Origin of the sequence: Pseudomonas sp., assembly GCF_030683065.1 — a bacterium.
Lineage (GTDB): Bacteria > Pseudomonadota > Gammaproteobacteria > Pseudomonadales > Pseudomonadaceae > Aquipseudomonas.
The window spans coordinates 38,034-64,001 of the sequence record NZ_JAUXMX010000034.1 but is presented as its reverse complement, the minus strand read 5'-3'; the positions used below and the strand labels follow the sequence as shown (position 1 = coordinate 64,001).

The following is a 25,968-nucleotide window of genomic DNA, read 5'->3' as shown; positions in this document are numbered from 1 at the left end:
TTTCAGGCGACCTCGTTTTCCAACCAGCTGTAACCTTTGGCTTCCAATTCGAGGGCCAGGCTCTTGTCACCGGATTTGACGATACGGCCATCGGCCAGCACATGTACAAAATCCGGCACGATGTAGTCCAGCAGACGCTGGTAGTGGGTCACCACGATAAAGCTACGCTTGCCGTCACGCATGCTGTTAACGCCTTCGGCGACCAATTGCAGGGCATCGATATCCAGCCCCGAGTCGGTTTCATCGAGAATGCACAGATCAGGTTCAAGCAGCATCATCTGCATGATCTCGTTGCGCTTTTTCTCGCCGCCGGAAAAACCTTCGTTAACCCCGCGCTTTAAAAAGCTCGCATCAAGATCCACTCGCTGACTGGTAGCCCGAGCCAGTTTCATAAACTCGACCGCCGACAGCGCAGGCAGGCCAGCGTGCTTGCGCTTGGCATCCACCGACACCTTGAGAAATTCCATATTGCTCACGCCAGGAATTTCCACTGGGTACTGGAAAGCCAGAAACAAGCCTTCACGAGCACGCTCTTCGGTGCTCATGGCCAGCAAATCATGGCCCTTGAAGGTGATGACGCCCGCAGTGGCTTCATAGCCCGGACGCCCCGAGAGCACATTGCCCAAGGTGCTTTTGCCGGAACCATTGGGGCCCATAATGGCATGCACTTCGCCGGGCTTGATCTCGATAGCAAGACCCTTAAGAATTTCAAGGCCTTCAACTTTTGCGTGTAAGTCTTTGACTGATAACATATTTAATGCCTGATATCTGCATGAATTGGGGGCATTCAAGGCCGCTGTAAGGTGTTCAGGTCAACCCACTGAACCTTCGAGACTGACTTCCAGCAACTTGCCGGCTTCAACCGCGAACTCCATCGGCAACTCCTTGAACACGTCGCGGCAAAAGCCGTTGACGATCATCGAAATGGCCTTCTCGGCATCCAGTCCGCGCTGCTGACAGAGAAACATCTGGTCATCGCTGACCTTGGACGTGGTCGCTTCGTGCTCGACCACTGCCGTGGGGTTTTTGCTTTCGATATAGGGGAAGGTGTGTGCGCCACAGCGGTCGCCAATCAACAGCGAGTCGCACTGGGTATAGTTGCGCGCCCCATCAGCTCCCGGATTGATGCGCACCAGGCCGCGGTAGGCACTGTTGCTGCGGCCTGCGGAAATGCCTTTGGCAATAATCGTCGAACGGGTGTTCTTACCCAGGTGGATCATCTTGGTGCCGGTGTCGGCTTGCTGGAAATTATTGGTCAGGGCCACCGAGTAGAACTCGCCCACGCTGTTGTCCCCTTTGAGAATACAGCTGGGGTATTTCCAGGTGACCGCCGAACCGGTTTCGACTTGGGTCCAGGAAATCTTCGCGCTGGTGTGGCAAATGCCGCGCTTGGTCACGAAGTTGTAGATGCCGCCCTTGCCCTCGGCATTACCCGGGTACCAGTTCTGTACCGTCGAATACTTGATGGTCGCGTTATCCAATGCGACCAACTCAACCACCGCCGCGTGCAGCTGATTTTCATCGCGCATCGGTGCGGTGCAGCCTTCGAGGTAACTGACGTGGGCGCCTTCCTCGGCAATGATCAGGGTCCGCTCGAACTGCCCGGTGTTCATTTCGTTGATGCGGAAATAGGTGGACAACTCCATGGGGCAGCGCACGCCCTTGGGGATGTAGACAAAGGAGCCGTCTGAGAACACCGCCGAATTAAGCGCGGCGTAATAGTTGTCCTTTTGCGGCACCACACTGCCTAGGTACTTCTGGATCAGCTCAGGACAGCGGTGCACAGCCTCACTGATCGGGCAGAAAATCACCCCGGCTTCTTCCAGCTTGGCACGGTAGGTGGTGACCACCGAGACCGAATCAAATACCGCATCCACCGCTACCCCGGCGAGCATTTCCTGCTCATGCAGCGGAATGCCGAGTTTTTTGTAGGTAGCAATCAGCTCTGGATCAACTTCATCCAGGCTCTTGGGTTTGTCGGCCATGCTTTTCGGGGCGGAAAAGTAGGAGATGGCCTGGAAGTCGATTTCCGGGTAATGCACATGAGCCCAGGTTGGCTCGTCCATTTCAAGCCAGGCGCGAAACGCTTTCAGGCGCCAGTCCAGCAGCCATTGAGGCTCGCCTTTTTTCCCCGAGATAAAGCGCACGGTGTCTTCATTCAGGCCGGGCGGCAGGGTGTCCGACTCGATATTTGAATGAAATCCAGCTGCGTAGTCCTGCTTGATAAGACTTTCGACTTGCTCAGTCACGGTATCACCTCAGTCATGCAGCCAAGCGGCGAAGGCCCTTGGCAGCAAAGTCAGTTCAGGCTGCAGTCTCGGTACGAGGGCCGATGGCGCCAGGTATCAGTGCTGCACGAATCAGGCGGCTCTAATGGCCGTTTTAAAATAATGCGTACCAGACTGTTGTCCGGCAGGGGTGCGGTTCCATCATATTGGTCCTGACGGAAGTGGACGTCTTGGGTATCCTTACAACTGACTGCATCAGCCAGGCTGTAGCCAGTCAGTCAGGACCGACCACGCATGATGGGTAGGCACATCTCCCCAGCTGATAATCGGCAAACTATACCGCTGCGCCCGTTAGCACTGTTAGCCCGCAGATGGCGGCGCAGCGCGGTAAACAGTTGCTCCAGACATGAGCCAGACACGCCTTGGCGCCGGTAAATTTGCGCACAAGCAATGGGGGCTTGCCCCTCATGAAAGGCTAAATCGAGCCTTGCCGGCAGCACACAGCGGTCTTTAGTAGTCAGTCTCATTAACAGCTCCAAGCCTTCTGGACAGGCCTGCACAATGCAATAACCAAGCATTCTAGTCAAGTATTAGTCACCCATTGGACTTGTCGCATCGACATTCCAGACAGCACGCTGCAGGCACTTCATCAGTAGAGCTACGGAGAATGTGGCCAGCACGCTTGAGAGGCCTTCCGAGGCCCATGCCGCGGTCCAAGGCCGAACTCAGTCAGCTGGCAAGCTGCTGTTCATCGCGGGAACTGTATTGTCCGAAGCAGAATGCTGATGGCCTGAGCCGTGTCGATCAAACGCCTCATTCCTACCATCGCACCCCTGCTCTTGCGCAGCGACACGACGTCGATGACCCGACAACGCGTGGCATTATACGTCCGGTGCAAGGCTGCATTCGAGTCATCCACCGCCAGCACCCGACACACGTGCAACTGGGCGAGTTGATCGCCGAATCAATAAGCCAGGGCAGTTGATTTCAGAGAATCACGCTTTAACGCAATGACTCCGATCGCATTGATCGGCATCCAGGCAGTACCCGGCTTTCTATCCGCGCTCAGGGTTTTCGGCCAGCAATGCGCGCACGGGCGCGAATGAGCGCCGGTGAATCGGAGTCGGACCCAGGCGCCGCAGTGCCTCCAGGTGCACCGGCGTGGGATACCCCTTGTGCCCGGCAATACCATAACCGGGGTATTGCGCATCAAGCAGCTGCATCTCACGATCGCGACTGACCTTGGCCAGAATCGATGCAGCGGCAATCGCCGGGACCTGGCTGTCGCCCTTGACTACAGCTGCGCTTGGCACCTGCAGGACAGGGCAGCGGTTGCCGTCGATCAGCGCCAGCAGCGGCACCACAGACAACCCTTCGACCGCACGCTGCATGGCCAGCATGGTCGCGTGAAGGATGTTCAGACGATCGATTTCCTCCACTTCGGCGCGGGCAATACACCAGGCCACGGCCTTCTCGCAGATTTCATCGAAGAGTTGCTCACGACGCGCGGCGCTGAGCTTCTTCGAGTCATTAAGCCCCTTAATCGGCCGCAGCGGATCGAGAATCACCGCTGCGGTTACCACGGCGCCGCATAGCGGACCACGACCGACCTCGTCGACACCGGCAACCAATTCCTGCACATGACTGAAATCCAGACCCAACTGCATCAACCCTGCCCTATCAACGTGAGCACGGCATCGGCCGCCTGAGCAGAAGCATCGCGACGCAAGGCACGATGAATCACATCGAAACCTTCGGTCTGCACTTCGCCGTCATTGAGCAGCGGGGCCAACGCCTGAGCCAGGGCCTCCGGGGTTGCAGCATCCTGGATCAACTCAGGAACCAGCAGACGCTGGGCCAACAGATTCGGCAGTGAGATATAAGCGCTGCTGACCAGGCGCTTGAGAATCAGGTAGGTCAGTGGCGCGACCTTGTAGGCCACCACCATTGGCCGCTTATACAACAAGGCTTCCAAGGTAGCCGTACCCGAGGCGATCAATACCGCATCACAAGCTGCCAGTGCATCGTGGGAGCGGCCATCGAGCAGGGTCAAGGGCAGGTCACGCCCGACCAGCATCTGCTCAAGCTGCACACGACGCTCCGGGCTGGCGCACGGCATGACGAAACGAATACCCGGACGCAAGGTACGCAGGCGCACCGCGGTATCGAGAAACAGCGCACCCAGACGCGCCACCTCGCCACCCCGACTGCCCGGCAACAACGCCACTACGGTGCCGGCTTGCGGCAAGTCCAGGGCCTCGCGCGCACTAGCACGATCGGCCTGCGGTGGAATCGCATCGGCCAATGGGTGGCCGACGAAGCGCACTGGCACCTGATGGGCGTCGTAGAACTGCGCCTCGAATGGAAACAGGGTCAGCATCAGGTCGCAGGCATCACGAATTTTCAACACGCGCTTCTGCCGCCAGGCCCAGACCGAGGGGCTGACGTAGTGCACGGTCTTGATCCCGGCACGACGCAACTTGAGCTCCAGACCCAGGTTGAAATCCGGCGCATCGATACCGATAAACACATGCGGCTTGGCGTCGATCAAGGTCTTGATCAGGCGCCTGCGTCGGGCGAGCAGTTCCGGCAGCCGGCCGAGTACTTCGACCAGCCCCATCACCGCCAGACGATCCATAGGGAAATAAGGATTGAGACCCTCGGCCTGCATGAACGGGCCGCCAACGCCGATAAATTCGACTTGCGGGTAACGGGTCTTCAGGGCCTGCATCAGGCCAGCACCGAGGATATCGCCAGAGGCTTCGCCAGCCACCAGCGCGACACGCAATAGATCCGCCATACGCTAGCGGGTGATGCCGCGATTGGACGCCTGGATCGAGTCGCGGAACACCGCGACCTCAGGGAACTGCAGGGAAGGCTCGGCCAGGTCTGCCAAGGCTTCTTCGATGGTCAAGCCTTGGCGATATACGGTCTTGTAGGCGCGGCGCAACGCCTGAATCGCCTCGGCACTGAAGCCGCGCCGGCGCAGGCCTTCGAAATTCATGCTGCGTGCTTCCGCAGGATTGCCGGAAACCGTGACGTAGGCAGGCACATCCTTGCCAATCGCGCTGCCCATACCAGCGAAGCTGTGGGCGCCGATATGGCAGAACTGATGCACCAGGGTGTAACCGGACAGAATCGCCCAGTCGCCGATGTGCACATGGCCCGCCAGCGCGACATTGTTGACCAGAATGCAGTGATTGCCGACTACGCTGTCATGACCGATGTGCGCATAAGCCATGATCAGGTTGTGGTCGCCCACAGTGGTTTCATCACGATCCTGGATGGTGCCCCGGTGCATGGTGACACCTTCGCGGATGATGTTGTGATCACCAATCACCAGACGCGTCGGCTCACCCTTGTACTTACGATCAGGCGTGTCCTCGCCAAGCGAGGAAAACTGATAGATCCGATTGTGCTTACCAATTCTGGTTGGCCCTTTGATGATTACATTAGGCCCAAGCACTGAACCCTCACCTATTTCCACATCAGGCCCAATAATCGACCAAGGGCCGACGACAACATCGTCGGCCAGCTTGGCGGAGGGATCGATGATGGCGCGAGGGTCAATCAAACTCATAGTTTGCGTTCCGCACAGATGATTTCAGCCGAACATACTTCCTTGCCGTCGACACTGGCTTTGCACTCGAACTTCCAGATACTGCGCTTGTTGCTGAGGTGCCGGGCTTCGAGAATCAATTGATCGCCCGGCACCACCGGCTGACGAAAACGCAGCTTATCCGAGCCGACGAAGTAATACAGTGTTCCGTCGCTAGGTTTCAAGCCCATCATCTTAAAACCGAGAATGCCGGCCGCCTGAGCCATTGCCTCGATAATCAACACCCCTGGCATGATCGGATGCTGGGGGAAATGGCCGTTAAAGAATGGCTCGTTGATGCTGACATTCTTGTGGGCACGTATGCACTTGCCCTCTACATCCAGATCCACTACCCGATCAACCAGCAGAAACGGGTAACGATGCGGCAGGTACTCACGTATTTCGTTGATGTCCATCATGTCCAGAGAAGCCTGTAATAAAAAGAGAGGAGCACGGCATCGCCGCGCTCAGGCATCAGATGAGGCATTTCCGCTGGAGGTCACTGCAACCAGTTGTTTTTCCAACTGTTGCAGTCGCCGCGCCATGTCGTCCAACTGACGAATGCGCGCCGCGCTCTTTCTCCACTCGCCAGCAGGCTGCATGGCAGTGCCGGAAGAATATGAACCCGGCTCAGTGATCGAACGGGTCACCATGGTCATGCCGGTGACGAATACGCCATCACAGACCTCGATATGGCCAACCATGCCAACGCCACCAGCGATCATGCAATTCTTGCCGATTTTGGTGCTGCCGGAGATACCCGCACAGCCAGCCATGGCCGTGTTATCGCCGATCTGCACGTTGTGCGCGATCATGATCTGGTTGTCCAGCTTGACCCCATTACCAATCAGGGTATCGGCCAAAGCACCACGGTCGATCGTGGTGTTGGCACCGACTTCAACGTCGTCACCGATAACCACACCGCCGATCTGGGCAATCTTCTGCCAGACGCCCTTCTGGTTGGCAAAGCCGAAGCCCTCACCGCCGATCACAGCACCTGACTGGATCACCACACGCTTGCCTATGCGCACATCGTGGTACAGGGTGACACGTGGTGCCAGCCAGCCACCCTCACCGATCACCGAGCGCGCACCGATCACGCAATGCGCACCGATCGTGACGCCAGCATCAATACTCGCCCCCGACTCGATGACCGCATAGGCGCCGATGCTGGCACTCGCATCTACCTGGGCATCGTCCGCCACCAGCGCGGTCGGATGCACACCGACAGCAGCCTGCGGCTTACGATCGAACAGGTGCGAGAGCTGCGCATAAGCCAGGTATGGATTAGCAACAAGCAAGGCATTACCGCTGTAGTTCTCGGCATCGGCAGCGGTCAACAAGACCGCACCGGCACGGCAATCGGGCAGATATTTACGATACTGCGGATTAGCCAAAAAACTCAGCTGATCAGGCCCAGCCTCCTGCAAGGTAGCCAAACCACTGACCACTTTTTCAGAGGCGCCACGCACGGTGGCGCCTAGGCGTTCGGCCAACTGGCCGAGGGTAAAAGCCAAAGCCTGCATAATCAGCGCAGCTGATTCATGCGCTCGATAACCTGCAGCGTGATGTCGAACTGTGGTTTGACATCAATCACTGCACCACGCTCAAGCACCAGGTCGAAGTTACCTTTCTTGATTACTTCTTCCACGGCCTTGTCCAGGTTTGGCTTAAGCTTTTTCAGCATCTCGCGGTCAGCCACAGCCTTGGATTCGTTCAGCTCTTTGGACTGGAACTGAAAGTCACGCGCTTTCTGCTTGAATTCAAGCTCCAGTCGCTCACGCTCGGCGGTCTGCATTTTTTCGCCATCTTTGACGATGCGATCCTGAATGCGCTTGGCATCGCTCTCCAGGGTTTTGAGCTTATTGAGCTGCGGACCGAATTTTTTCTCGGCATCCACCGCATAACGCTTGGCTGCATCAGACTCGAGCAAGGCCATTTGGTAATTAAGAACCGCTACTTTCATTTCGGCAAACGCTGGTGTCGCCAGCAGAGCCACACTTAACAGAACCAGATGAGTCAACTTACGCACGGTACAACTCCTGCAAAAACTGTTGTCGTTGTTCGGTCATCAGACGCTTAGAACGTCTGCCCGAGGGAAAACTGGAATACCTGGGTGTCGGCATCGTCAGGCTTGACGATCGGCATGGCCAGACTGAAGCTCAATGGACCCAGAGCGGTGATCCAGGTCAGGCCAACACCAACGGAGCTTGCCAGCTCGCCGGCATCGATACCACTGCAACTTGGCGACGAGGACGAGCAACTGGTATCGAATACGTTACCCACATCCCAGAACAGCGCGGTACGCAGCGATCGCTGATCTTTCACAAACGGCATCGGGAACAACAGCTCCACGCCGCCTTGAATCAGCACGTTACCACCGAACGGAAGAGCATCTTGATCAGGGTCAGCAAAGGTTCCTTGATTACCAGTCACTGCCGCGCCGCGGCTTGGCGTGCTGCGAGGACCCAGACTGCTGTCTTCAAAACCGCGTACCGAACCAAATCCGCCAGCATAGTAGTGCTCGTAGAACGGCAACTCTTCAGTCGAGCCATAACTATCGCCATAACCCAGCTGCGTGTGAAAGCGCAGGCTGTAACTGTCGCTCAGCGGCTTGAACACCTGACCACGGTAGTCAAGCTTGTAGAATGACAGGTCGCTACCTGGCACGGTAGTCTCGAGCACCAGGCTCTGCGAGTGACCACGGGTGGCCATTACGCCGCGATTGAGGGTTGACTCCGACCAGCCAACTGAGGCTTTAAGGTTCAGGTAGCTGTCGCCTTCCTGCTCAAGGAAGTCAAAGATCTCGTCGACCGTATAAACCCCGGTGCTGATGTCATCCTGCTGCACGGTCAGCCCGTAAGTCAGGCGCGATGTATCGCTGATCGGGTAGCCGATGCTGGCGCCAACCCCATAGCTGTCTACCGCATAGCTGGAAACATCAGTGTCTAGCTCGTCGTAGTCGGTGGTGCGATAGAACGCGTTGTAACCCAGGCTGACGCCATCGGCGGTCCAGTAGGGGTCAACGAAACCGAAGTTGTAGCGTTCCTGGTATTCACTGCGAGTCAAACCGACGCTGACCTTGTTGCCTGTACCAAGGAAGTTGTTCTGGGTGATCGAGCCGCCGAGGATCAAGCCGGCGTTCTGGGCAAAACCGACGCTGGCCGTGATCGAGCCAGACGCCTGCTCTTCAACGCTGTAATTGACATCGATCTGGTCGTCGGTCCCCGGCACCTGCGGAGTCTCGACGTTGACCTCCTTGAAGAAGCCCAAACGTTCCAGACGAGTTTTCGACTGATCGATCAAGTAAGTCGAAGCCCAGCCGCCTTCAATCTGGCGCATTTCACGGCGCAGCACTTCGTCTTCGGACTTGGTGTTGCCACGGAAATTGACGCGATTGACGTAGGCCCGCTTGCCCGGATCGACAACAAAGGTGATGGACACCGTATTGTCTTCATCATGGGCTTGCGGCACACCATTGACGTTGGCGAAGGTGTAGCCCTCGTTACCCAAACGACGGGTAATCAGCTCGGAGGTTGTAGTCATCACCTTGCGCGAGAACACCTGGCCTTCTTTGACCAGCAGCAATGACCGAATGTCATCTTCCGCCACTTTCAAATCGCCGGATAGTTTGACCTCACGCACGCTGTACTTCTGGCCTTCGTCGACGTTGACGGTGATATAGACATGCTTCTTGTCGGGTGTAATCGACACCTGAGTAGAGGAAATATCCATATTGATGTAGCCGCGATCCAGGTAGTAGGAACGCAAGCGCTCCAAGTCACCGGAGAGCTTTTCGCGGGCGTACTTGTCGTCGTTGCGGAAGAACGACAGCCAATTGCTGGTCTTCAGTTCGAACAGATCGATCAGGTCTTCGTCAGCAAAGACGCTGTTACCCACCACGTTGATGTGCTGGATGGCCGCGACCGTGCCTTCGTTGATATTGATCTTCAGTGCTACGCGGTTGCGCGGCTGGGGAATCACTTCGGTTTCGATTTCAGCCGAATAGCGCCCCTGGGCCACATACTGACGCTGCAGTTCGTTGCGCACGCCCTCGAGGGTCGCACGCTGGAATATCTCGCCATCCGCCAACCCGGACTGGTTCAGCCCTTTGAGCAGGTCTTCGCTGCTGATGGCTTTGTTACCGTCAATCTCTATGCCGGAAATCGACGGCCGCTCAACCACGGTAATAACCAACACGTCACCATCGCGACCGAGCTGGATATCCTGGAAGAAGCCGGTTTTAAACAGACCACGAGTGGCTTCCACCAGCGAGCGGTCATCAGCCTCTTCACCAACATTGAGCGGCAGGGCACCGAACACGCTGCCCGCAGACACACGCTGCAGGCCATTGACGCGGATATCGGAGATGGTGAAGGACTCGGCGTGAACTTCGGCGATCATCAATGCGGCAAGCACCGCAGGTAGCAGCAGACGTTTCATGAAGTCCTTTCTTATTCCAACTGACGATAAAAGATCTGCCGCCTGAGGCGGTAGCCTTGCAATTCAGTAGCGTTGTAATTCAGTAACGGCTTACAGACGACCCAAGTCGTTGATCAAGGCCAGTAACATCACCCCGATCACCAAACTGATGCCAATCTGCATCCCCCAACCTTGCACCCGTTCCGACAGTGGGCGACCACGCACCCACTCGACCAGGTAATAAAGCAGATGCCCACCATCCAAAACCGGGATTGGCAGCAAATTGAGAACCCCCAGACTTATGCTCAAGTAGGCAAGGAAATTGAGAAAATCCCCTAAACCCGACTCGGCCGAAGCGCCCGCCACTTTAGCAATGGTTATCGGCCCGCTCAAGTTTTTTACCGAGAGCTCGCCAAACAGCATTTTCTTTAGCGAATCAAGGGTCAGCAAGCTCATCGACCAGGTGCGCCGGAAACCCTCAACCACGGCCTCTAACGGCCCAAAACTGACTTCGCGAAGCATCTCTGCTGGCCACTCGACACCTTCGACACCAGCACCCAGATAACCACTGCGGGCCTCGCCTTCGCCGCGGGCGGCGAGGTTAACCGCTACCTGCACATCCCGCCCGTCACGCTCGACCAGCAGGGTTATTGATTGCGCCGGCATGGCCTGTACGCGATCAACCAGCTGCTGCCATTCGCTTAGCGGCTCGTTGTCGAGCATCAGCAAGCGATCACCCACTTGCAGTCCGGCGGCTTGCGCCGGGCCTTTCGGATCGAGCTGTGCAAGTACGGGCAACAGCGCCGGGCGCCAGGGGCGAATGCCAAGCGCATCGATCGGGTTGGGCTCATCGGCGCCCCTGAGCCAATCTTTCAACACGATTTGTCGCGGACTGTCGGCAGTAGAGCCCTCGTCGCGAACATTGATATTCAAAGTGCCCGTTTCACCCAGGCGTCGCACCAACTGCAGATTAACCGCCGCCCAGCCTGTGGTCGGCGCGCCATTGACCGCGACAATTTCCTGGCCAGCCTGCAAGCCAGCTTCCGCAGCCAAGCTACCGACCTGTACCGCTCCGATGACCGGACGCACCTGCTGACTGCCGAGCATCGCCACCGCCCAGAAAAAAACCAGCGCTAGCAGGAAATTCGCAATCGGCCCCGCAGCCACGATGGCAATACGCTGACGCACGCTCTTTCGATTGAACGACTGATCAAACTGCTCGGGTGGCACATCACCTTCGCGCTCGTCGAGCATCTTGACGTAGCCGCCCAAGGGAATCGCGGCGATGACAAACTCAGTGCCCTGACGATCATGCCAACGCACCAGTGGTGTTCCGAAGCCCACCGAGAAACGCAGAACCTTGACCCCACAGCGACGCGCGACCCAGAAGTGACCAAACTCGTGAAAGGTAACCAGCACCCCCAGTGCAATCAGGGTACCGACAATCATATACAGCGCACTCATCTAGCGTCTCCGAGACGGGGGGTGTACTCGCAGCAAATAAACAACCGCGTCAGTGCTCTAACCACGACGACTCAACCATTGCCCGGCTAGCTCACGCGCCCGCCGATCTGCCGCCAGGACTGCTTCTACACTATCGACCGCAACGCCTGGCTCGGCGTTCAGCACGGCGTCAATGATACTCGCGATTTCAGGAAAGCGAATCCGCCGATCAAGAAAGGCCGCAACGGCGACTTCATTGGCAGCATTGAGAATGGCCGGCACACTACCACCCGCCTCTGCCGCCTGACGAGCCAGACGCAGGCAAGGGAAACGCTGTTCGTCTGGCGCTTGGAAGTCCAGGCGAGCGATAGCAAACAGATCCAGCGGCGCCACACCCGAGTCAATGCGCTGCGGCCAGGCCAATGCATGACTGATCGGCGTGCGCATGTCAGGGTTACCCAGCTGCGCCAACACCGAACCGTCGACATAATCGACCAGCGAATGGATCACGCTCTGCGGATGGATCACCACCTCGACCTGCGCGGGCTTGGCGTCGAATAGCCAGCAAACCTCGATCAACTCGAGGCCTTTGTTCATCATGCTCGCCGAATCCACCGAGATCTTGCGCCCCATCGACCAGTTGGGATGAGCGCAGGCCTGCTCGGGAGTTACCTCATGCAACTGTTCCAGCGGTGTCTCGCGGAACGGCCCACCGGACGCAGTCAGTAAGATCCGCCGCACACCCACCTGCGCCAAGCCACGCGCATAATCACCAGGCAAGCACTGAAAGATCGCATTGTGTTCACTGTCGATGGGCAGCAAAACCGCGCCGCTGCGTCGCACAGCATCGATAAATAATGCGCCGGACATCACCAGCGCTTCCTTGTTGGCCAGCAAAACCTTCTTGCCCGCTTCGACTGCCGCCAGCGTTGGCTTGAGCCCTGCCGCACCGACGATAGCCGCCATCACCGCATCCACCTCGGGATGCGCAGCCACCTCGCACAGGCCCCGCTCACCGAACAGCACCCGCGTTGCCAGGCCCGCCGCATGCAAATCGCCCTGCAAATGACGCGCTGAGCGCTCATCAGGCACCACGGCGTAGCGTGGCCGATACAGCACACACAGCGCTTGCAGCTCAGCCAGGCGACTGTAGCCGGACAGGGCAAATACCTGGTAGCGCGCAGGGTGCCTGGCGATCACGTCCAAGGTACTCAGGCCAATCGAGCCTGTCGCACCCAGCACTGTAATCTGCTGCAGCGGGCTCACAGGGCACCCCAATTGGCGAGCCACAGCAGCGCTGCAAACATCGGGATGGCAGCAGTCAGGCTGTCGATGCGATCAAGCACACCACCATGCCCCGGCAGCAGATTACTGCTGTCCTTGAGCCCAGCCTGACGCTTGAACATGCTCTCGGTCAGATCACCGACCACGGAAATCGACACCACCAGCGCCGCGCCGGCGAGCGCCAGGAGCAGGTCACTGGCCATCCAGCCCTTAAAGAGCCCGACTGCCAGAGTGATCAGCAAGCTAGTCAGCAGCCCACCCATCGCACCCTCCCAGCTTTTCCCCGGACTGACTCGTGGCGCCAGCTTGCGCTTGCCGAAGGCCTTGCCAGTGAAGTAAGCCCCGATATCGGCGCCCCACACCAGCACCATCACCGCCAGGATCAAGCCATTGGCCAACGGCCACTGCTTGAACATCACCAAGCCCTGCCAAGCAGGTAGCAGGATCAACAAACCAATCAACAGCCTGGCCGGCAGCTTGGCCCAAAGACGGCTACTGGCCGGATAACTGATGACCAGCACAGTCGCCAGCAGCCACCAGAAGACCGCAAGCAACAGCAACCAAGGCGCCAATAGCGGCAGGTGATAGAGCCCGAACAACAGAGCAACAACCCCTGCGGCGTAGGCAACGCGCTGCGGTTGATTAGTCAGGCCCGCCAGGCGTGCCCACTCCCAGGCGCCAAGACTGACCACCGCGCCGATGAACAGCGCAAAGGCCGCCCCATCCAGCAGGAAAAACCCAGCCAAGGCGATGGGCAGTAGCACCAACGCAGTAATGATCCGTTGCTTAAGCATCAGGCACGCGCCTCGGCATCGATCTGTTCAGCGGACCGACCAAAACGCCGCTGACGCCTGGCGAAGTCCGCCAAGGCCTTGCGCATGGCGTCGTGCTTGAAATCCGGCCAGAACAGATCAGAGAAATACAGCTCGCTGTAAGCCAACTGCCACAGCAGGAAATTACTGATGCGGTGTTCGCCACCGGTACGAATACACAAATCAGGCAGCGGCAAATCGCCCGTCGCCAGACAACCCTGGAGCAGGCCGGGAGTAATATCTTCAGGCCGCAAGTGCCCACCCTGAACCTCACGCGCCAGGCGCTGAGCTGCCTGCGCAATATCCCACTGCCCGCCATAGTTGGCAGCAATCTGCAGGATAAAACGCTTATCGCCAGAGGTCAGCGCTTCTGCCTCACGCATGGCGGCTTGCAGTTCCGGATGGAAGCGCGAGCGATCGCCAATGATGCGCAAGCTGATGCCATTCTCGTTGAGCTTCTTCGCCTCACGACGTAGCGCGCCAAGGAACAGCTCCATCAGCGCGCTCACCTCATCAGCCGGGCGCTGCCAGTTCTCGCTAGAGAAGGCAAACAGGGTCAACACCTCGACCCCGGTTTCGGCACACACTTCAATGACCGCGCGCACCGCGTCGACGCCGGCCTTGTGCCCGGCAACCCCCGGCAACAGGCGCTTGCGCGCCCAGCGGTTATTGCCGTCCATGATGATCGCCACGTGACGCGGCACGGCCACTTTAGGGCCGTCTATAGACTTGTGCATGAAGATCTCCTGACCGCTAAACGGCCATCAGATCCGCTTCTTTCTGCTTCACAGCCACTTCGATTTCCGCGACGAACTTGTCAGTCAGCTTCTGGATATCATCGGCGCCGCGACGCTCTTCGTCTTCGCTGATTTCTTTCTCTTTGACCAGGTCTTTCAACTGGCTAAGGGCGTCACGGCGAATATTGCGCACCGCAATACGGCCATCTTCAGCGGCGTCGCGTGCCTGCTTGGTGAAGCCCTTGCGGGTTTCTTCGGTCAGCGCCGGCATGGAAATCAGCAGCAACTCACCCAGGTTGGTTGGATTGAAGCCCAAACCGGAACTCTGGATCGCCTTATCGACCGCACCCAGCATGTTGCGCTCGAACGCCACAACCTGCAGGGTCCGCGAATCCTTAACGGTCACATTGGCCACCTGATTCAGCGGGGTGTCCGAGCCGTAGTAAGGCACCATCACGCCACCCAGAATACTTGGATGGGCCTGACCAGTGCGAATACGACTGAAGGCATGGATCAGCGACTCCAGGCTCTTCTGCATGCGTTCCTGGGTATCTTTCTTGATCTCGTTGATCATTTTTCATCTTCCTCGATCAGAGTACCTTCGGCACCGCCCAACACGATATTCAGCAGGGCACCGGGTTTATTCATATTGAAGACGCGCAGCGGCATCTTGTGATCGCGGCACAAGCAAATGGCCGTGAGATCCATCACACCGAGCTTGCGATCCAGTACTTCATCGTAAGTCAGGCGGTCAAATTTCTCCGCATGCGGATCTTTGAACGGATCAGCGGTGTACACCCCATCCACCTTGGTCGCTTTCAACACCACGTCGGCGTCGGTCTCGATGGCCCGCAGGCAGGCGGCCGAATCGGTGGTAAAGAATGGGTTGCCGGTGCCTGCTGCAAAGATCACCACCTCACCCGTCTTCAGATGACGCAGCGCTTTGCGGCGGTCGTAGTGATCGGTAACGCCAACCATGGAGATTGCTGACATCACGATTGCCGGGATATTCGAACGCTCCAAGGCATCGCGCATGGCCAGGGCGTTCATCACGGTCGCCAGCATGCCCATGTGGTCGCCGGTCACCCGATCCATGCCCGCCGCACTGAGAGCAGCACCACGGAACAGGTTGCCACCACCAATGACCAGGCCGACTTGTACGCCGATCCCTACCAACTGCCCGACTTCCAGGGCCATGCGATCAAGCACCTTGGGGTCGATGCCGAAATCTTCCGCCCCCATCAGGGCCTCGCCGCTGAGTTTGAGCAGAATGCGCTTATAGCGCGGTTGACGACCACTCACCTGCTGAGCCATTACCAGTCTCTCCTGCGGCGTTTGAATTCTTTGCGCCTCACGGCACGTATTTGCCGAGCCACTGACATCACCCGGAGTCCTTTACACAAGGCCTACCGCAGCGTGCCAAACAGCTCAATAGCCCTTTTTGACAAAGAGGCCGCGCGCATAAGCGGGCAGCCTCTTCGGGGCAACAAAGCGTCTTATTGCTTGCTGGCAGCCAGCTGTGCGGCAACTTCTTCAGCGAAGTTATCCACTGGCTTCTCGATGCCTTCACCAACCTGGAAACGCGTGAAGGAAACGATTTCAGCGCCGCCTTTCTTGGCCAAAGCGCCGACCTTGATTTCCGGATCCTTAACGAAGGCTTGCTCAACCAGACTGGCTTCAGCGAGGAACTTCTGGATACGGCCGCCAACCATCTTCTCGACGATTTCAGCTGGCTTGCCCTTGATTTTGTCTTCGTTGAGGCTCATGAACACGGCTTTCTCGCGCTCGATCGCTTCAGCAGAAACTTCCGTAGGCAGCAGGAACTCAGGGTTGCTGGCAGCCACGTGCATGGCGATATCTCTAGCCAGATCAGCGTCACCGCCTTTCAGGACAACCAGCACACCAATCTTGTTACCGTGCAGGTAAGCACCAACTACATCGCCTTCTGCACGAGCCAAACGGCGAATATTGACGTTCTCGCCTACTTTAGCTACCAGCGCCAGACGCGCTTCTTCACGCACTGCAATCAGCGGCGCGGCTTCGGCCAACTGGTCAGCAAAGGCTTTTTCCAGGCTTTCGTTAACGAAGTTCTTGAAATCGTCCTGCAGAGCCAGGAAGTCAGTCTGCGAGTTGACTTCGAGAATCACAGCCGACTTGCCGTCTTCGGCAACCTTGACTGCGATAGCGCCTTCGGCGGCAATGTTGCCTGCCTTCTTGGCCGCTTTGATTGCGCCGGAAGCACGCATGTCATCAATGGCTTTTTCGATGTCGCCGCCGGCCTTGGTCAAGGCCTTTTTGCAATCCATCATGCCTTCGCCAGTGCGCTCGCGCAGCTCCTTGACTAATGCCGCAGTAATCTCTGCCATTTCAAATTCCTCTTGGATAGGTTGTTAACCATTCCACCCGCCTGAACGGGCGATCAATTCTGGGAACACATTGCCTGGGCCCGATGAACAACTACTCAGCCAACAATGGTTTTCAACGTGGCAAAAAGGGGGCCTAGCCCCCTTTTTGCGCAGCGAGTAACGCTTGACGCTTACCGCTTAGCCCTGAGCCGCTTCAACTGCAGGAGCCTGCTCGACGAATTCGTCGGTGCCGCCGCCAGTGTTGGTACGGCCGCGAACTACCGCGTCAGCCATGGCACCCATGTACAGCTGGATGGCGCGGATGGCGTCGTCGTTACCTGGGATGATGTAGTCAACGCCTTCCGGGCTGCTGTTGGTATCGACGATGCCAATAACCGGGATACCCAGCTTGTTGGCTTCGGTGATAGCAATGCGCTCGTGGTCAACGTCGATAACGAACAGAGCGTCCGGCAGACCGCCCATGTCCTTGATACCACCCAGACTGCGATCCAGTTTTTCCAGATCACGGGTACGCATCAGGGCTTCTTTCTTGGTCAGCTTGGTGAAAGTGCCGTCCTGGGACTGAACTTCCAGATCACGCAGACGCTTGATCGAGGCGCGGATGGTCTTGTAGTTGGTCAGCATGCCGCCCAACCAGCGATGGTCGACGAACGGCGAACCGCAACGAGCGGCTTCTTGAGCAACGATCTTGCCAGCGGAACGCTTGGTACCGACGAACAGGATCTTGTTCTTGCCAGTAGCCAGCTTCTCAACGAACGACAGCGCTTCGTTGAACATTGGCAGGGTTTTTTCAAGGTTGATGATGTGAATCTTGTTACGCGCACCGAAAATGTACTTACCCATTTTCGGGTTCCAGTAACGGGTCTGGTGACCGAAGTGCACACCGGCCTTCAGCATATCGCGCATATTGACTTGGGACATGATAGTTCCTTGATAAGTCGGGTTAGGCCTCCACGCATCCCAATCTCCAACCATTCGCACGTGGCGTAAGGCACCCAGGAAATCGTGTCGATGCGTGTGTGGATTAAAGCTTTCAGGCATACAGCCCGCAAAGCGGCGCGTTTTATACCATAAAAGTTGGCGGTAAGCTACACGCATCAAACTGAAAGCCAATGCCACACCGCAGGCGGCTTATGGCTTGCAGCCTGAAGCTGCTAACATGGGCATCTTTTCAGTCTGTGCCCGAGAGCTTATATGACCGTCACTATCAAGACGCCCGATGAAATCGAGAAAATGCGCGTAGCCGGCCGCCTGGCTGCCGACGTACTGGAAATGATCGGCGAGCACGTCAAGCCCGGCGTCACCACTGAAGAGCTTGACCGTATCTGCCATGACTACATCGTCAATGTGCAGCAGGCCATCCCTGCCCCGCTTAACTACAAAGGCTTCCCCAAGTCGATCTGCACCTCGATCAACCACGTGGTCTGCCACGGCATCCCTAACGAGAAGCCACTCAAAGAAGGCGACGTGCTGAACATCGACATCACTGTGATCAAGGACGGCTACCACGGTGACACGAGCAAGATGTTCATGGTCGGCAAAGTCCCAGAGTGGGCCGAGCGCCTGGCCAAGATCACCCAAGAGTGCATGTATAAAGGTATCGAACTGGTGCGCCCCGGCGCCCGCCTTGGCGACATCGGTGAAGTGATCCAGAAGCACGCAGAAAAAAATGGCTTCTCGGTGGTGCGTGAGTACTGCGGCCATGGCATCGGCGCAGTGTTCCACGAAGAGCCGCAGGTGCTGCATTACGGTCGCGCTGGCACCGGCATGGAGCTCAAGGAAGGCATGACCTTCACCATTGAGCCAATGATCAACCAGGGCCGAGCGGAAACCCGCACCTTGGGTGACGGCTGGACCGCAATCACCAAGGACCGCAAGCTCTCGGCACAGTGGGAGCACACCATCCTGGTTACCAGCGATGGTTACGAGATATTCACCTTGCGCAGCGACGACACCATCCCCCGCACCTCGGCCTGATTAACGACGCGCGTACATACCGACGCCCACATAAAGGAAGACAGCCGCATGCCGCAGGTAGACCCCGAGCTGTTCGACCGCGGGCAATTCCAGGCCGAGCTGGCGCTGAAAGCCAGCCCTATCGCGGCCTTCAAGAAAGCTATCCGCCGCGCTCATGAGGTGCTCGACGCGCGCTTCAAAGAGGGCCGCGAGGTACGCCGAATGGTCGAGGATCGCGCCTGGTTCACCGACCAGATCCTGCGTGAAGCCTGGGATCGCCTGGAGTGGAGCGACGACGCGGACATCGCCCTGCTTGCAGTGGGCGGCTATGGCCGGGGCGAGCTGCACCCTTACTCGGATATCGACTTGCTCGTTCTGCTCGATAGCGCCGACCACGAAACCTTCCGCGAACCGATCGAACGCTTCCTCACCCTGCTTTGGGACATCGGCCTGGAAGTCGGGCAAAGCGTGCGCTCGGTCGACGAATGCGCCGAAGAGGCACGCGCCGACCTGACGGTGGTCACTAACCTGATGGAAAGCCGTACCATTGCCGGCCCCGAGCGCCTGCGTCAGCGCATGCAGGATGTCACCAGCACTGCGCAGATGTGGCCGAGCAAGCACTTCTACCTGGCTAAGCGCAAAGAACAGCGCGCTCGTCACGCCAAGTACAACGACACTGAATACAACCTCGAACCCAACGTCAAAGGCTCGCCAGGCGGCCTGCGCGACATCCAGACCATTCTCTGGGTCGCCCGCCGGCATTTCGGCACCTTGAATTTGCACGCCATGGTTGGCCAGGGCTTTCTCCTCGAAAGCGAATACGCCCTCCTGGTGTCCAGCCAGGAATTTCTGTGGAAGGTCCGTTACGCCCTGCACATGCTCGCCGGTCGCGCCGAAGACCGCCTGCTGTTCGATCACCAGCGCGAGATCGCCAGCCTGCTGGGCTATGAGGACAGCGACGCCAAACTGGCGATCGAACGCTTCATGCAGAAGTACTACCGTGTGGTGATGGGCATCGCCGAGTTGAGCGACCTGATCAACCAGCACTTCGAGGAAGAGATCCTTCGCGCCGGCCAAAGTGGCCAGGCGCAGGCGCTGAACAGCCGCTTCCAACTGCGTGATGGCTATATCGAAGTCACCCACCCCAACGTATTCAAGCGCACGCCTTTCGCCATTCTGGAAGTCTTTGTGCTGATGGCCCAGCACCCCGAAATCAAAGGTGTATGCGCCGACAGCATTCGCCTGCTGCGCGATCACCGCCACCTGATCGACGATGATTTCCGCAAGGATATTCGCAATACCAGCCTGTTCATCGAGTTGTTCAAAACACCGCAGGGGATCCACCGTAACCTGCGGCGAATGAACCGTTACGGTATTCTCGGCCGCTACCTGCCCGAGTTCGGGCATATTGTCGGGCAGATGCAACACGACCTTTTCCACATCTATACGGTCGATGCGCACACCCTCAACCTGATCAAGTACCTGCGCAAATTCAAATGGACGGAATTGGCCGAGAAGTTCCCCCTGGCCAGCAAGCTGATCGACAAGCTGCCCAAGCCTGAACTGATCTACCTCGCCGGGCTTTACCATGACATTGGCAAGGGCCGCGGCGGCGACCACTCAGCGCTGGGCGCGGTAGACGCAGAAGCCTTCTGCGTGCGCCATCAGCTGCCCAACTGGGACAGCAAACTGATTGTCTGGCTGGTGCAGAACCATCTGATGATGTCGACCACCGCCCAACGCAAGGACTTGTCCGACCCGCAGGTGATCTTCGATTTTGCTCGCCTGGTCGGCGACCAGACGCGCCTGGACTACCTCTACGTGCTGACAGTGGCCGATATCAACGCCACCAACCCCAGCCTGTGGAACTCCTGGCGCGCCAGCCTGCTGCGCCAGCTCTACACCGAAACCAAGCGCGCCCTCAACCGCGGCCTGGAAAACCCGCTGGACCGCGAAGAACAGATTCGCCTGACCCAGGGCGCCGCACTGGACATTCTGGTGCGCGGCGGTACCGACCCGGACGAGGCCGAACAACTGTGGTCGCAGCTTGGCGATGACTATTTCCTGCGTCACACCGCTGGCGATGTGGCCTGGCATGCCGAAGCCATCCTGCAGCACCCCAACGATGGCAATCCACTGGTACTGATCAAGGAGACCACCCAGCGCGAATTCGAGGGTGGTACGCAGATCTTTATCTACGCCGCCGACCAGCACGACTTCTTCGCAGTGACCGTGGCCACCATGGCCCAGCTCAACCTGAACATCCATGACGCACGAATCCTCACCTCGACCAGCAAGTTCACCCTCGACACCTATATCGTGCTGGAGGCAGAAGGCGGCTCGATTGGCGAAAACCCCGCGCGGATCAAACAAATTCGCCAGGACCTGATCGACGCACTGAAGAACCCCGACGAGTACCCGAACATCATCCAGCGCCGGGTACCACGTCAGCTCAAACATTTTGCCTTCGCGCCGCGGGTGACCATCCACAACGACGCGCAGCGGCCGGTGACCATTCTCGAATTGACCGCCCCCGACCGCCCGGGCCTGCTGGCGAGAGTCGGACGGATCTTTCTCGACTTCGACCTGTCACTGCAAAATGCCAAGATCGCCACCCTCGGCGAACGGGTGGAAGACGTGTTCTTCGTCACCGACGCCAATAATCAGCCGCTGTCCGACCCCGAACTGTGCCAGCGGTTGCAGGAAACCATCATCGAACAACTCTCGGACGCCAACGGGCAAACCACAGAGCCAAGTCGGATAACTATTTGATCAAGACAGCGGCAAGCCCCTCGTGCGGCTGCCGCGAGTAGCCCCCAGGACAGACACATGAACGATGCATTGAACCAGCTGCAGCCCTACCCCTTCGAAAAGCTCCGCGTTTTGCTCGCAGGCGTTCAACCACCCAACGACATGCCGGCTATTGCCCTGTCGATCGGCGAACCCAAGCATCGCTCACCAGTGTTCGTTGCCGAGGCGCTCAGCGCCAATCTGGAGAAACTGGCGGTATACCCCAGCACCTTGGGTATAGCCGAACTGCGTGAAGCGATCGCCGCCTGGTGCAGCCGACGCTTCAACCTGCCGACCGGCATGCTCGACCCCGCGCGCCATGTATTGCCGGTCAACGGCACGCGCGAAGCGCTGTTCGCCTTTACCCAGACCGTGGTGCAGCGTGACATTGACGGCCTGGTGGTCAGCCCCAATCCGTTCTATCAGATCTACGAAGGCGCGACCCTGCTCGCGGGTGCCCAGCCGCACTACCTGGCATGCCTGGAGGAGCACGGCTTTAATCCGGACTTCGACGCCGTCAGCAGCGATGTCTGGCAGCGCTGCCAGATTCTCTTCCTCTGCTCGCCAGGCAATCCGACCGGCGCACTGATCCCGCTCGAAACCCTGAAGAAGCTGATCGCCCTGGCTGATAAATTCGACTTCGTGATCGCTGCCGACGAGTGCTACAGCGAGCTGTATTTCGACGAACTGAACCCACCCGCCGGCCTGCTGACCGCCTGCGCCGAACTGGGCCGCAGCGACTTTGCGCGCTGCGTGGTGTTCCACAGCCTGTCCAAGCGCTCCAACCTGCCGGGCCTGCGCTCGGGCTTTGTCGCCGGCGACGCCGACATTTTGAAATCTTTCCTGCTGTACCGTACCTACCACGGCTGCGCCATGCCGGTGCAAACCCAGCTGGCCAGTATTGCCGCCTGGAATGATGAGCAGCACGTTAAAGCCAACCGCGAGCTGTACCGCGAGAAGTTCGACGCTGTGCTGGCTATTCTCGACGGCGTGCTGGACGTGCAGCGTCCGGATGGTGGCTTTTACTTGTGGGCGAAAACGCCGATAGACGATGAAACATTTACCCGCGAGCTGTTTGCCCGCGAGCATGTCACCGTGGTGCCCGGCTCCTACCTGTCGCGCGCCGTGGACGGCAACAACCCAGGCGCAGGACGCATACGCATGGCCCTGGTCGCGCCACTGGCCGAGTGTGTGGCAGCTGCCGAACGTATCCGCGACTTTGTGAAGAGCCTCTGATGAGCAAGACCCTGTTTGGCATAAAAGCCTGCGACACCATGAAAAAAGCCCGCGCCTGGCTCGACGAGCACGGGGTAAGCTACGTATTTCATGATTACAAAACCGTTGGTATCGACCGTGAGAACCTGGATAAGTGGTGCAACGAGCATGGCTGGGAAATAATTCTCAACCGCGCGGGCACCACCTTCCGCAAACTGGACGAGGCGCAAAAAGCCGATCTCGACCAGAACAAGGCAATCGAGCTGATGCTCGCTCAGCCGTCGATGATCAAGCGCCCAGTGCTTGATCTCGGCAACCAGACCCTGGTTGGCTTCAAGCCCGAGCGCTATGCCGCTGAACTGACCTGAACACCCTACTTGAATTCGCGTTAAGGAAAGCAACATGACCATGTCCCTCTTCAGCCTGGCCTTCGGCGTTGGCACACAAAACCGTCAAAGTAACTGGTTGGAAGTCTTCTATGCCCAGCCAATGCTCAACCCTGCGGCCGAACTGGTGGCCAAAGCGGCGGAGAAACTGGGTTATAGCGGCGGCAACCAGGCGATCAGCTTCACCACCCAGCAAGCCGGCGATCTGGCCGAAGCCTTGAAAGCTATCGATACCGTCCAGGCCGCCCTGCTCACGCGTCTGGCGGAAAGCCATCAGCCACTGGTCGCCACCTTCATCCAAGACGACCTTCCCCTGAGCAGCACACCCGAGGCCTACCTCAAGCTGCACCTGCTGTCGCATCGCCTGGTCAAGCCGCATGGCCTGAACCTGACCGGTATTTTCCCATTGCTGCCCAACGTAGCCTGGACCAGCCAGGGCGCCATCGACCTCAGCGAACTGCCCGGACGGCAACTGGAAGCACGCCTGCGCAGCGAACTGCTGGAAGTCTTCTCGGTAGACAAGTTCCCGAAAATGACCGACTACGTGGTACCAAGCGGCGTGCGCATCGCCGATACCGCGCGCATTCGCCTGGGCGCTTACGTAGGTGAAGGCACCACTGTGATGCACGAAGGTTTCGTCAACTTCAATGCCGGCACCGCAGGCCCGGGCATGATCGAAGGCCGCGTCTCCGCCGGGGTATTCGTCGGCAAGGGTTCGGACCTGGGCGGCGGCTGCTCGACCATGGGCACCCTGTCCGGTGGCGGCAACCTGGTGATTTCCGTGGGTGAAGGCTGCCTGATCGGCGCCAACGCCGGCATCGGTATCCCCCTGGGCGACCGCAATACCGTGGAGTCCGGCCTGTACATCACCGCCGGCACCAAGGTGGCCCTGCTCGACGACAAAGGCGAGTTGGTCAAGGTAGTCAAGGCCCGCGAACTGGCTGGCCAGCCTGACCTGCTGTTCCGCCGCAACTCGCAGACCGGCGCAGTGGAATGCAAAACCCACAAGTCGGCGATTGAGTTGAACGAAGCGCTGCACGCCCACAATTAACAGCAGCTAAACGCTGTAAGCCATACGTTTTGTAGGCCAGGTTGAGCACCGCGATACCCATCACTGAAGCGCAGCCGCTTTATGGGTATCGCTGCGCTCAACCCATTCTACGGTTCTCGTCACCCGCAGGAATCCTGCAATGTCTTTGCCCTCCCCCTGGCGTCGCGGCTTTCCCGGCATCCTGGCCCTCGACGGTGAAGACCAGACCTATCTGGACAGCGCCGCCACCGCACAAAAACTCCAGGCCATGCTCGATGCCCAGGATCAGGCCCTGGAGCTGCAGCGATGAGCCTACCCGTTGCTGCCCAGCAAGCCCTCGCCGCCTTCGACCAATGCACCGGCTGGGAACAGCGTGCGCGCTTGCTTATGCAGTGGGGCGAGCGCCTGCCCGGCCTGAGTGAGGAGGAGCGCTGCGCGGCCAATCGTGTACCGGGCTGCGAAAGTCAGGTCTGGCTGGTCGCCGAACACATCGAGCAGTGCTGGCAGTTTCGCGCCAGCAGCGATGCACGCCTGCTGCGCGGCCTGCTGGCACTGCTACTGGCACGGGTCAACGGCCTGAGCAACGCACAACGGGCCGACGTCGACCTGACCGACTGGCTCGACCAACTGGGTCTGGCGCGCCAGCTCTCGCCATCACGCAGCAATGGCCTGAATGCCGTGCTGCGGCGCATGCATGAGCTGGCCAGCGACGCTTAGATGCCGTAGCAGGTAGCGCCTCGCCTACGACCCCGCGCTGTCGCACAGCCGGGGCGCGTAAGGATCAAGACCGCTGGCTGTACGCATCAACAACCATCTGCGCGCGGCGCACCCTACCCCGCCCAACCCTTATTGGCTTCGCTCGGCTGGCCTGCGGACACCGGCCACCAGCTTTTCCACGGTCTTGGCTACAGCAACCATGCCGAAGCTGGCGGTGACCATCATCGCCGCGCCAAAACCACCGGCGCAGTCGAGCTTGACCCCTTCGCCGACGAAACCCTTGTACTGGCATACGCTGCCGTCCGGTTTCGGGTAGCGCAGCTGCTCGGTGGAAAACACGCAGGGCACGCTGTAGTTGCGCCCCGGCGTGCGCGAGAAGTTGTAATCGCGGCGCAGGGTCGAGCGCACTTTTGAGGCCAGCGGATCGTTCCAGGTCTTGTTCAGGTCACCGACCTGGATCTGCGTCGGGTCGATCTGCCCGCCGGCGCCGCCAGTGGTGACCACCTGGATCTTGCGCCGCTTGCACCATGAGATCAGCGCCGCCTTGGCGTTTACGCTGTCGATGCAATCGATCACCGCATCGAGTTGCTCGGTGATGTACTCGGCCATGGTCTCGCGGGTAACGAAATCTGCCACTGCGTGGACCACGCAGGCGGGGTTGATCGCACGGATGCGCGCAGCCATGACGTCGACCTTGGCCTGCCCGACCGTATTGTCCAGCGCCTGGATCTGCCGATTGGTATTACTCACGCAGACATCGTCCAGGTCGAACAACGAGATCTCGCCGACCCCCGAACGCGCCAGCGCCTCGGCCGCCCAGGAACCAACACCGCCGATGCCGACCACCGCGACGTGCGCCGCAGCCAGGCGCCCGGCACCCTCGCGACCGTACAGGCGTGCGATTCCAGCAAAGCGTTGTTCGTCGATCGTCATCTCATCACCTCAGCACCCGGAACACGGGCAGGCGCGCATTATAGAAAGCTC

At 58.7% G+C, this 25,968-nt stretch carries 24 protein-coding genes and 1 pseudogene; 7 read left to right on the top strand and 18 right to left on the bottom strand.

Annotated elements, in window-relative coordinates:
- Nucleotides 1-2: 2 nt before the first annotated feature.
- The 17 genes from sufC to rpsB all read right to left on the bottom strand — a co-directional run bounded on the left by sufC (nucleotide 3) and on the right by rpsB (nucleotide 17,811).
- Entirely contained in the window at nucleotides 3-752 is a 750-nt protein-coding gene (gene sufC, locus Q8K09_RS11600; RefSeq protein WP_305255127.1) for a Fe-S cluster assembly ATPase SufC, read from the bottom strand.
- Between the two features lie 60 nt (nucleotides 753-812).
- Nucleotides 813-2,249, bottom strand: a complete 1,437-nt coding sequence (gene sufB / locus Q8K09_RS11595; RefSeq protein ID WP_305255126.1) for a Fe-S cluster assembly protein SufB — start codon at nucleotides 2,247-2,249, stop codon at nucleotides 813-815.
- Nucleotides 2,250-3,283: 1,034 nt separating this feature from the next.
- Complete coding sequence (gene rnhB / locus Q8K09_RS11590; protein ID WP_305255125.1) at nucleotides 3,284-3,895, bottom strand: ribonuclease HII; 612 nt, start codon at nucleotides 3,893-3,895, stop codon at nucleotides 3,284-3,286.
- A complete protein-coding gene (lpxB, locus tag Q8K09_RS11585; RefSeq protein ID WP_305255124.1) occupies nucleotides 3,895-5,028 on the bottom strand; it encodes a lipid-A-disaccharide synthase in 1,134 nt (377 codons plus the stop codon). Before lpxB ends, rnhB begins: the two co-directional genes overlap by 1 nt.
- Before the next feature lie 3 nt (nucleotides 5,029-5,031).
- Nucleotides 5,032-5,808, bottom strand: coding sequence for an acyl-ACP--UDP-N-acetylglucosamine O-acyltransferase (lpxA, locus tag Q8K09_RS11580; RefSeq protein ID WP_305255123.1), 777 nt, complete (start codon nucleotides 5,806-5,808; stop codon nucleotides 5,032-5,034).
- The gene (gene fabZ, locus Q8K09_RS11575; protein WP_305255122.1) at nucleotides 5,805-6,245 is read right to left on the bottom strand and encodes a 3-hydroxyacyl-ACP dehydratase FabZ; all 441 of its coding nucleotides are present in this window, start codon (nucleotides 6,243-6,245) and stop codon (nucleotides 5,805-5,807) included. The genes lpxA and fabZ overlap by 4 nt, the downstream gene beginning before the upstream one ends.
- Before the next feature lie 48 nt (nucleotides 6,246-6,293).
- Nucleotides 6,294-7,352: a UDP-3-O-(3-hydroxymyristoyl)glucosamine N-acyltransferase gene (lpxD, locus tag Q8K09_RS11570; RefSeq protein ID WP_370869514.1), complete on the bottom strand. Its 1,059-nt coding sequence runs from the start codon at nucleotides 7,350-7,352 to the stop codon at nucleotides 6,294-6,296.
- A 2-nt stretch (nucleotides 7,353-7,354) separates the two neighbouring features.
- A complete protein-coding gene (locus tag Q8K09_RS11565; RefSeq protein ID WP_305255121.1) occupies nucleotides 7,355-7,858 on the bottom strand; it encodes an OmpH family outer membrane protein in 504 nt (167 codons plus the stop codon).
- A 47-nt stretch (nucleotides 7,859-7,905) separates the two neighbouring features.
- Complete coding sequence (bamA, locus tag Q8K09_RS11560; protein WP_305255120.1) at nucleotides 7,906-10,269, bottom strand: outer membrane protein assembly factor BamA; 2,364 nt, start codon at nucleotides 10,267-10,269, stop codon at nucleotides 7,906-7,908.
- Between the two features lie 90 nt (nucleotides 10,270-10,359).
- A complete protein-coding gene (gene rseP, locus Q8K09_RS11555; protein ID WP_305255119.1) occupies nucleotides 10,360-11,712 on the bottom strand; it encodes an RIP metalloprotease RseP in 1,353 nt (450 codons plus the stop codon).
- 57 nt (nucleotides 11,713-11,769) lie between these two features.
- A complete protein-coding gene (gene ispC / locus Q8K09_RS11550) occupies nucleotides 11,770-12,957 on the bottom strand; it encodes a 1-deoxy-D-xylulose-5-phosphate reductoisomerase (protein ID WP_305255118.1) in 1,188 nt (395 codons plus the stop codon).
- Nucleotides 12,954-13,769, bottom strand: coding sequence for a phosphatidate cytidylyltransferase (locus Q8K09_RS11545; RefSeq protein ID WP_305255117.1), 816 nt, complete (start codon nucleotides 13,767-13,769; stop codon nucleotides 12,954-12,956). Before Q8K09_RS11545 ends, ispC begins: the two co-directional genes overlap by 4 nt.
- Nucleotides 13,769-14,524, bottom strand: a complete 756-nt coding sequence (uppS, locus tag Q8K09_RS11540) for a polyprenyl diphosphate synthase (protein ID WP_305255116.1) — start codon at nucleotides 14,522-14,524, stop codon at nucleotides 13,769-13,771. Before uppS ends, Q8K09_RS11545 begins: the two co-directional genes overlap by 1 nt.
- Before the next feature lie 16 nt (nucleotides 14,525-14,540).
- On the bottom strand, nucleotides 14,541-15,098 hold the full coding sequence (frr, locus tag Q8K09_RS11535) for a ribosome recycling factor (protein ID WP_305255115.1): 558 nt from the start codon (nucleotides 15,096-15,098) through the stop codon (nucleotides 14,541-14,543).
- Entirely contained in the window at nucleotides 15,095-15,838 is a 744-nt protein-coding gene (pyrH, locus tag Q8K09_RS11530; protein WP_305255114.1) for a UMP kinase, read from the bottom strand. The genes frr and pyrH overlap by 4 nt, the downstream gene beginning before the upstream one ends.
- Nucleotides 15,839-16,020: 182 nt before the next feature.
- Nucleotides 16,021-16,890: a translation elongation factor Ts gene (gene tsf / locus Q8K09_RS11525; RefSeq protein WP_305255113.1), complete on the bottom strand. Its 870-nt coding sequence runs from the start codon at nucleotides 16,888-16,890 to the stop codon at nucleotides 16,021-16,023.
- A gap of 177 nt (nucleotides 16,891-17,067) precedes the next feature.
- Nucleotides 17,068-17,811 carry a 30S ribosomal protein S2 gene (gene rpsB / locus Q8K09_RS11520; RefSeq protein WP_305255112.1) on the bottom strand — a complete coding sequence of 248 codons (744 nt, stop codon included), beginning with the start codon at nucleotides 17,809-17,811 and terminating at the stop codon, nucleotides 17,068-17,070.
- Between the two features lie 273 nt (nucleotides 17,812-18,084).
- On the opposite strand from rpsB, the gene map reads away from it, so the two are divergent.
- From map to Q8K09_RS11485, 7 genes and pseudogenes are all read left to right on the top strand, one after another.
- Nucleotides 18,085-18,867, top strand: a complete 783-nt coding sequence (map, locus tag Q8K09_RS11515; RefSeq protein WP_305255111.1) for a type I methionyl aminopeptidase — start codon at nucleotides 18,085-18,087, stop codon at nucleotides 18,865-18,867.
- A gap of 48 nt (nucleotides 18,868-18,915) precedes the next feature.
- Entirely contained in the window at nucleotides 18,916-21,618 is a 2,703-nt protein-coding gene (locus tag Q8K09_RS11510; protein ID WP_305255110.1) for a [protein-PII] uridylyltransferase, read from the top strand.
- Nucleotides 21,619-21,675: 57 nt separating this feature from the next.
- A complete protein-coding gene (gene dapC / locus Q8K09_RS11505) occupies nucleotides 21,676-22,872 on the top strand; it encodes a succinyldiaminopimelate transaminase (RefSeq protein ID WP_305255109.1) in 1,197 nt (398 codons plus the stop codon).
- Complete coding sequence (locus Q8K09_RS11500; protein ID WP_305255108.1) at nucleotides 22,872-23,219, top strand: ArsC family reductase; 348 nt, start codon at nucleotides 22,872-22,874, stop codon at nucleotides 23,217-23,219. Before dapC ends, Q8K09_RS11500 begins: the two co-directional genes overlap by 1 nt.
- Before the next feature lie 34 nt (nucleotides 23,220-23,253).
- Nucleotides 23,254-24,288 carry a 2,3,4,5-tetrahydropyridine-2,6-dicarboxylate N-succinyltransferase gene (dapD, locus tag Q8K09_RS11495; RefSeq protein WP_305255107.1) on the top strand — a complete coding sequence of 345 codons (1,035 nt, stop codon included), beginning with the start codon at nucleotides 23,254-23,256 and terminating at the stop codon, nucleotides 24,286-24,288.
- 139 nt (nucleotides 24,289-24,427) lie between these two features.
- Nucleotides 24,428-24,547 (top strand): annotated as a pseudogene (locus tag Q8K09_RS11490) (hypothetical protein); the annotation flags it as partial.
- A 26-nt stretch (nucleotides 24,548-24,573) separates the two neighbouring features.
- The gene (locus Q8K09_RS11485) at nucleotides 24,574-24,984 is read left to right on the top strand and encodes a SufE family protein (protein ID WP_305255106.1); all 411 of its coding nucleotides are present in this window, start codon (nucleotides 24,574-24,576) and stop codon (nucleotides 24,982-24,984) included.
- Between the two features lie 129 nt (nucleotides 24,985-25,113).
- Here Q8K09_RS11485 and tcdA read toward each other — a convergent pair whose 3' ends face one another.
- Entirely contained in the window at nucleotides 25,114-25,917 is an 804-nt protein-coding gene (gene tcdA, locus Q8K09_RS11480) for a tRNA cyclic N6-threonylcarbamoyladenosine(37) synthase TcdA (RefSeq protein WP_305255105.1), read from the bottom strand.
- Nucleotides 25,918-25,968 lie beyond the last annotated feature (51 nt).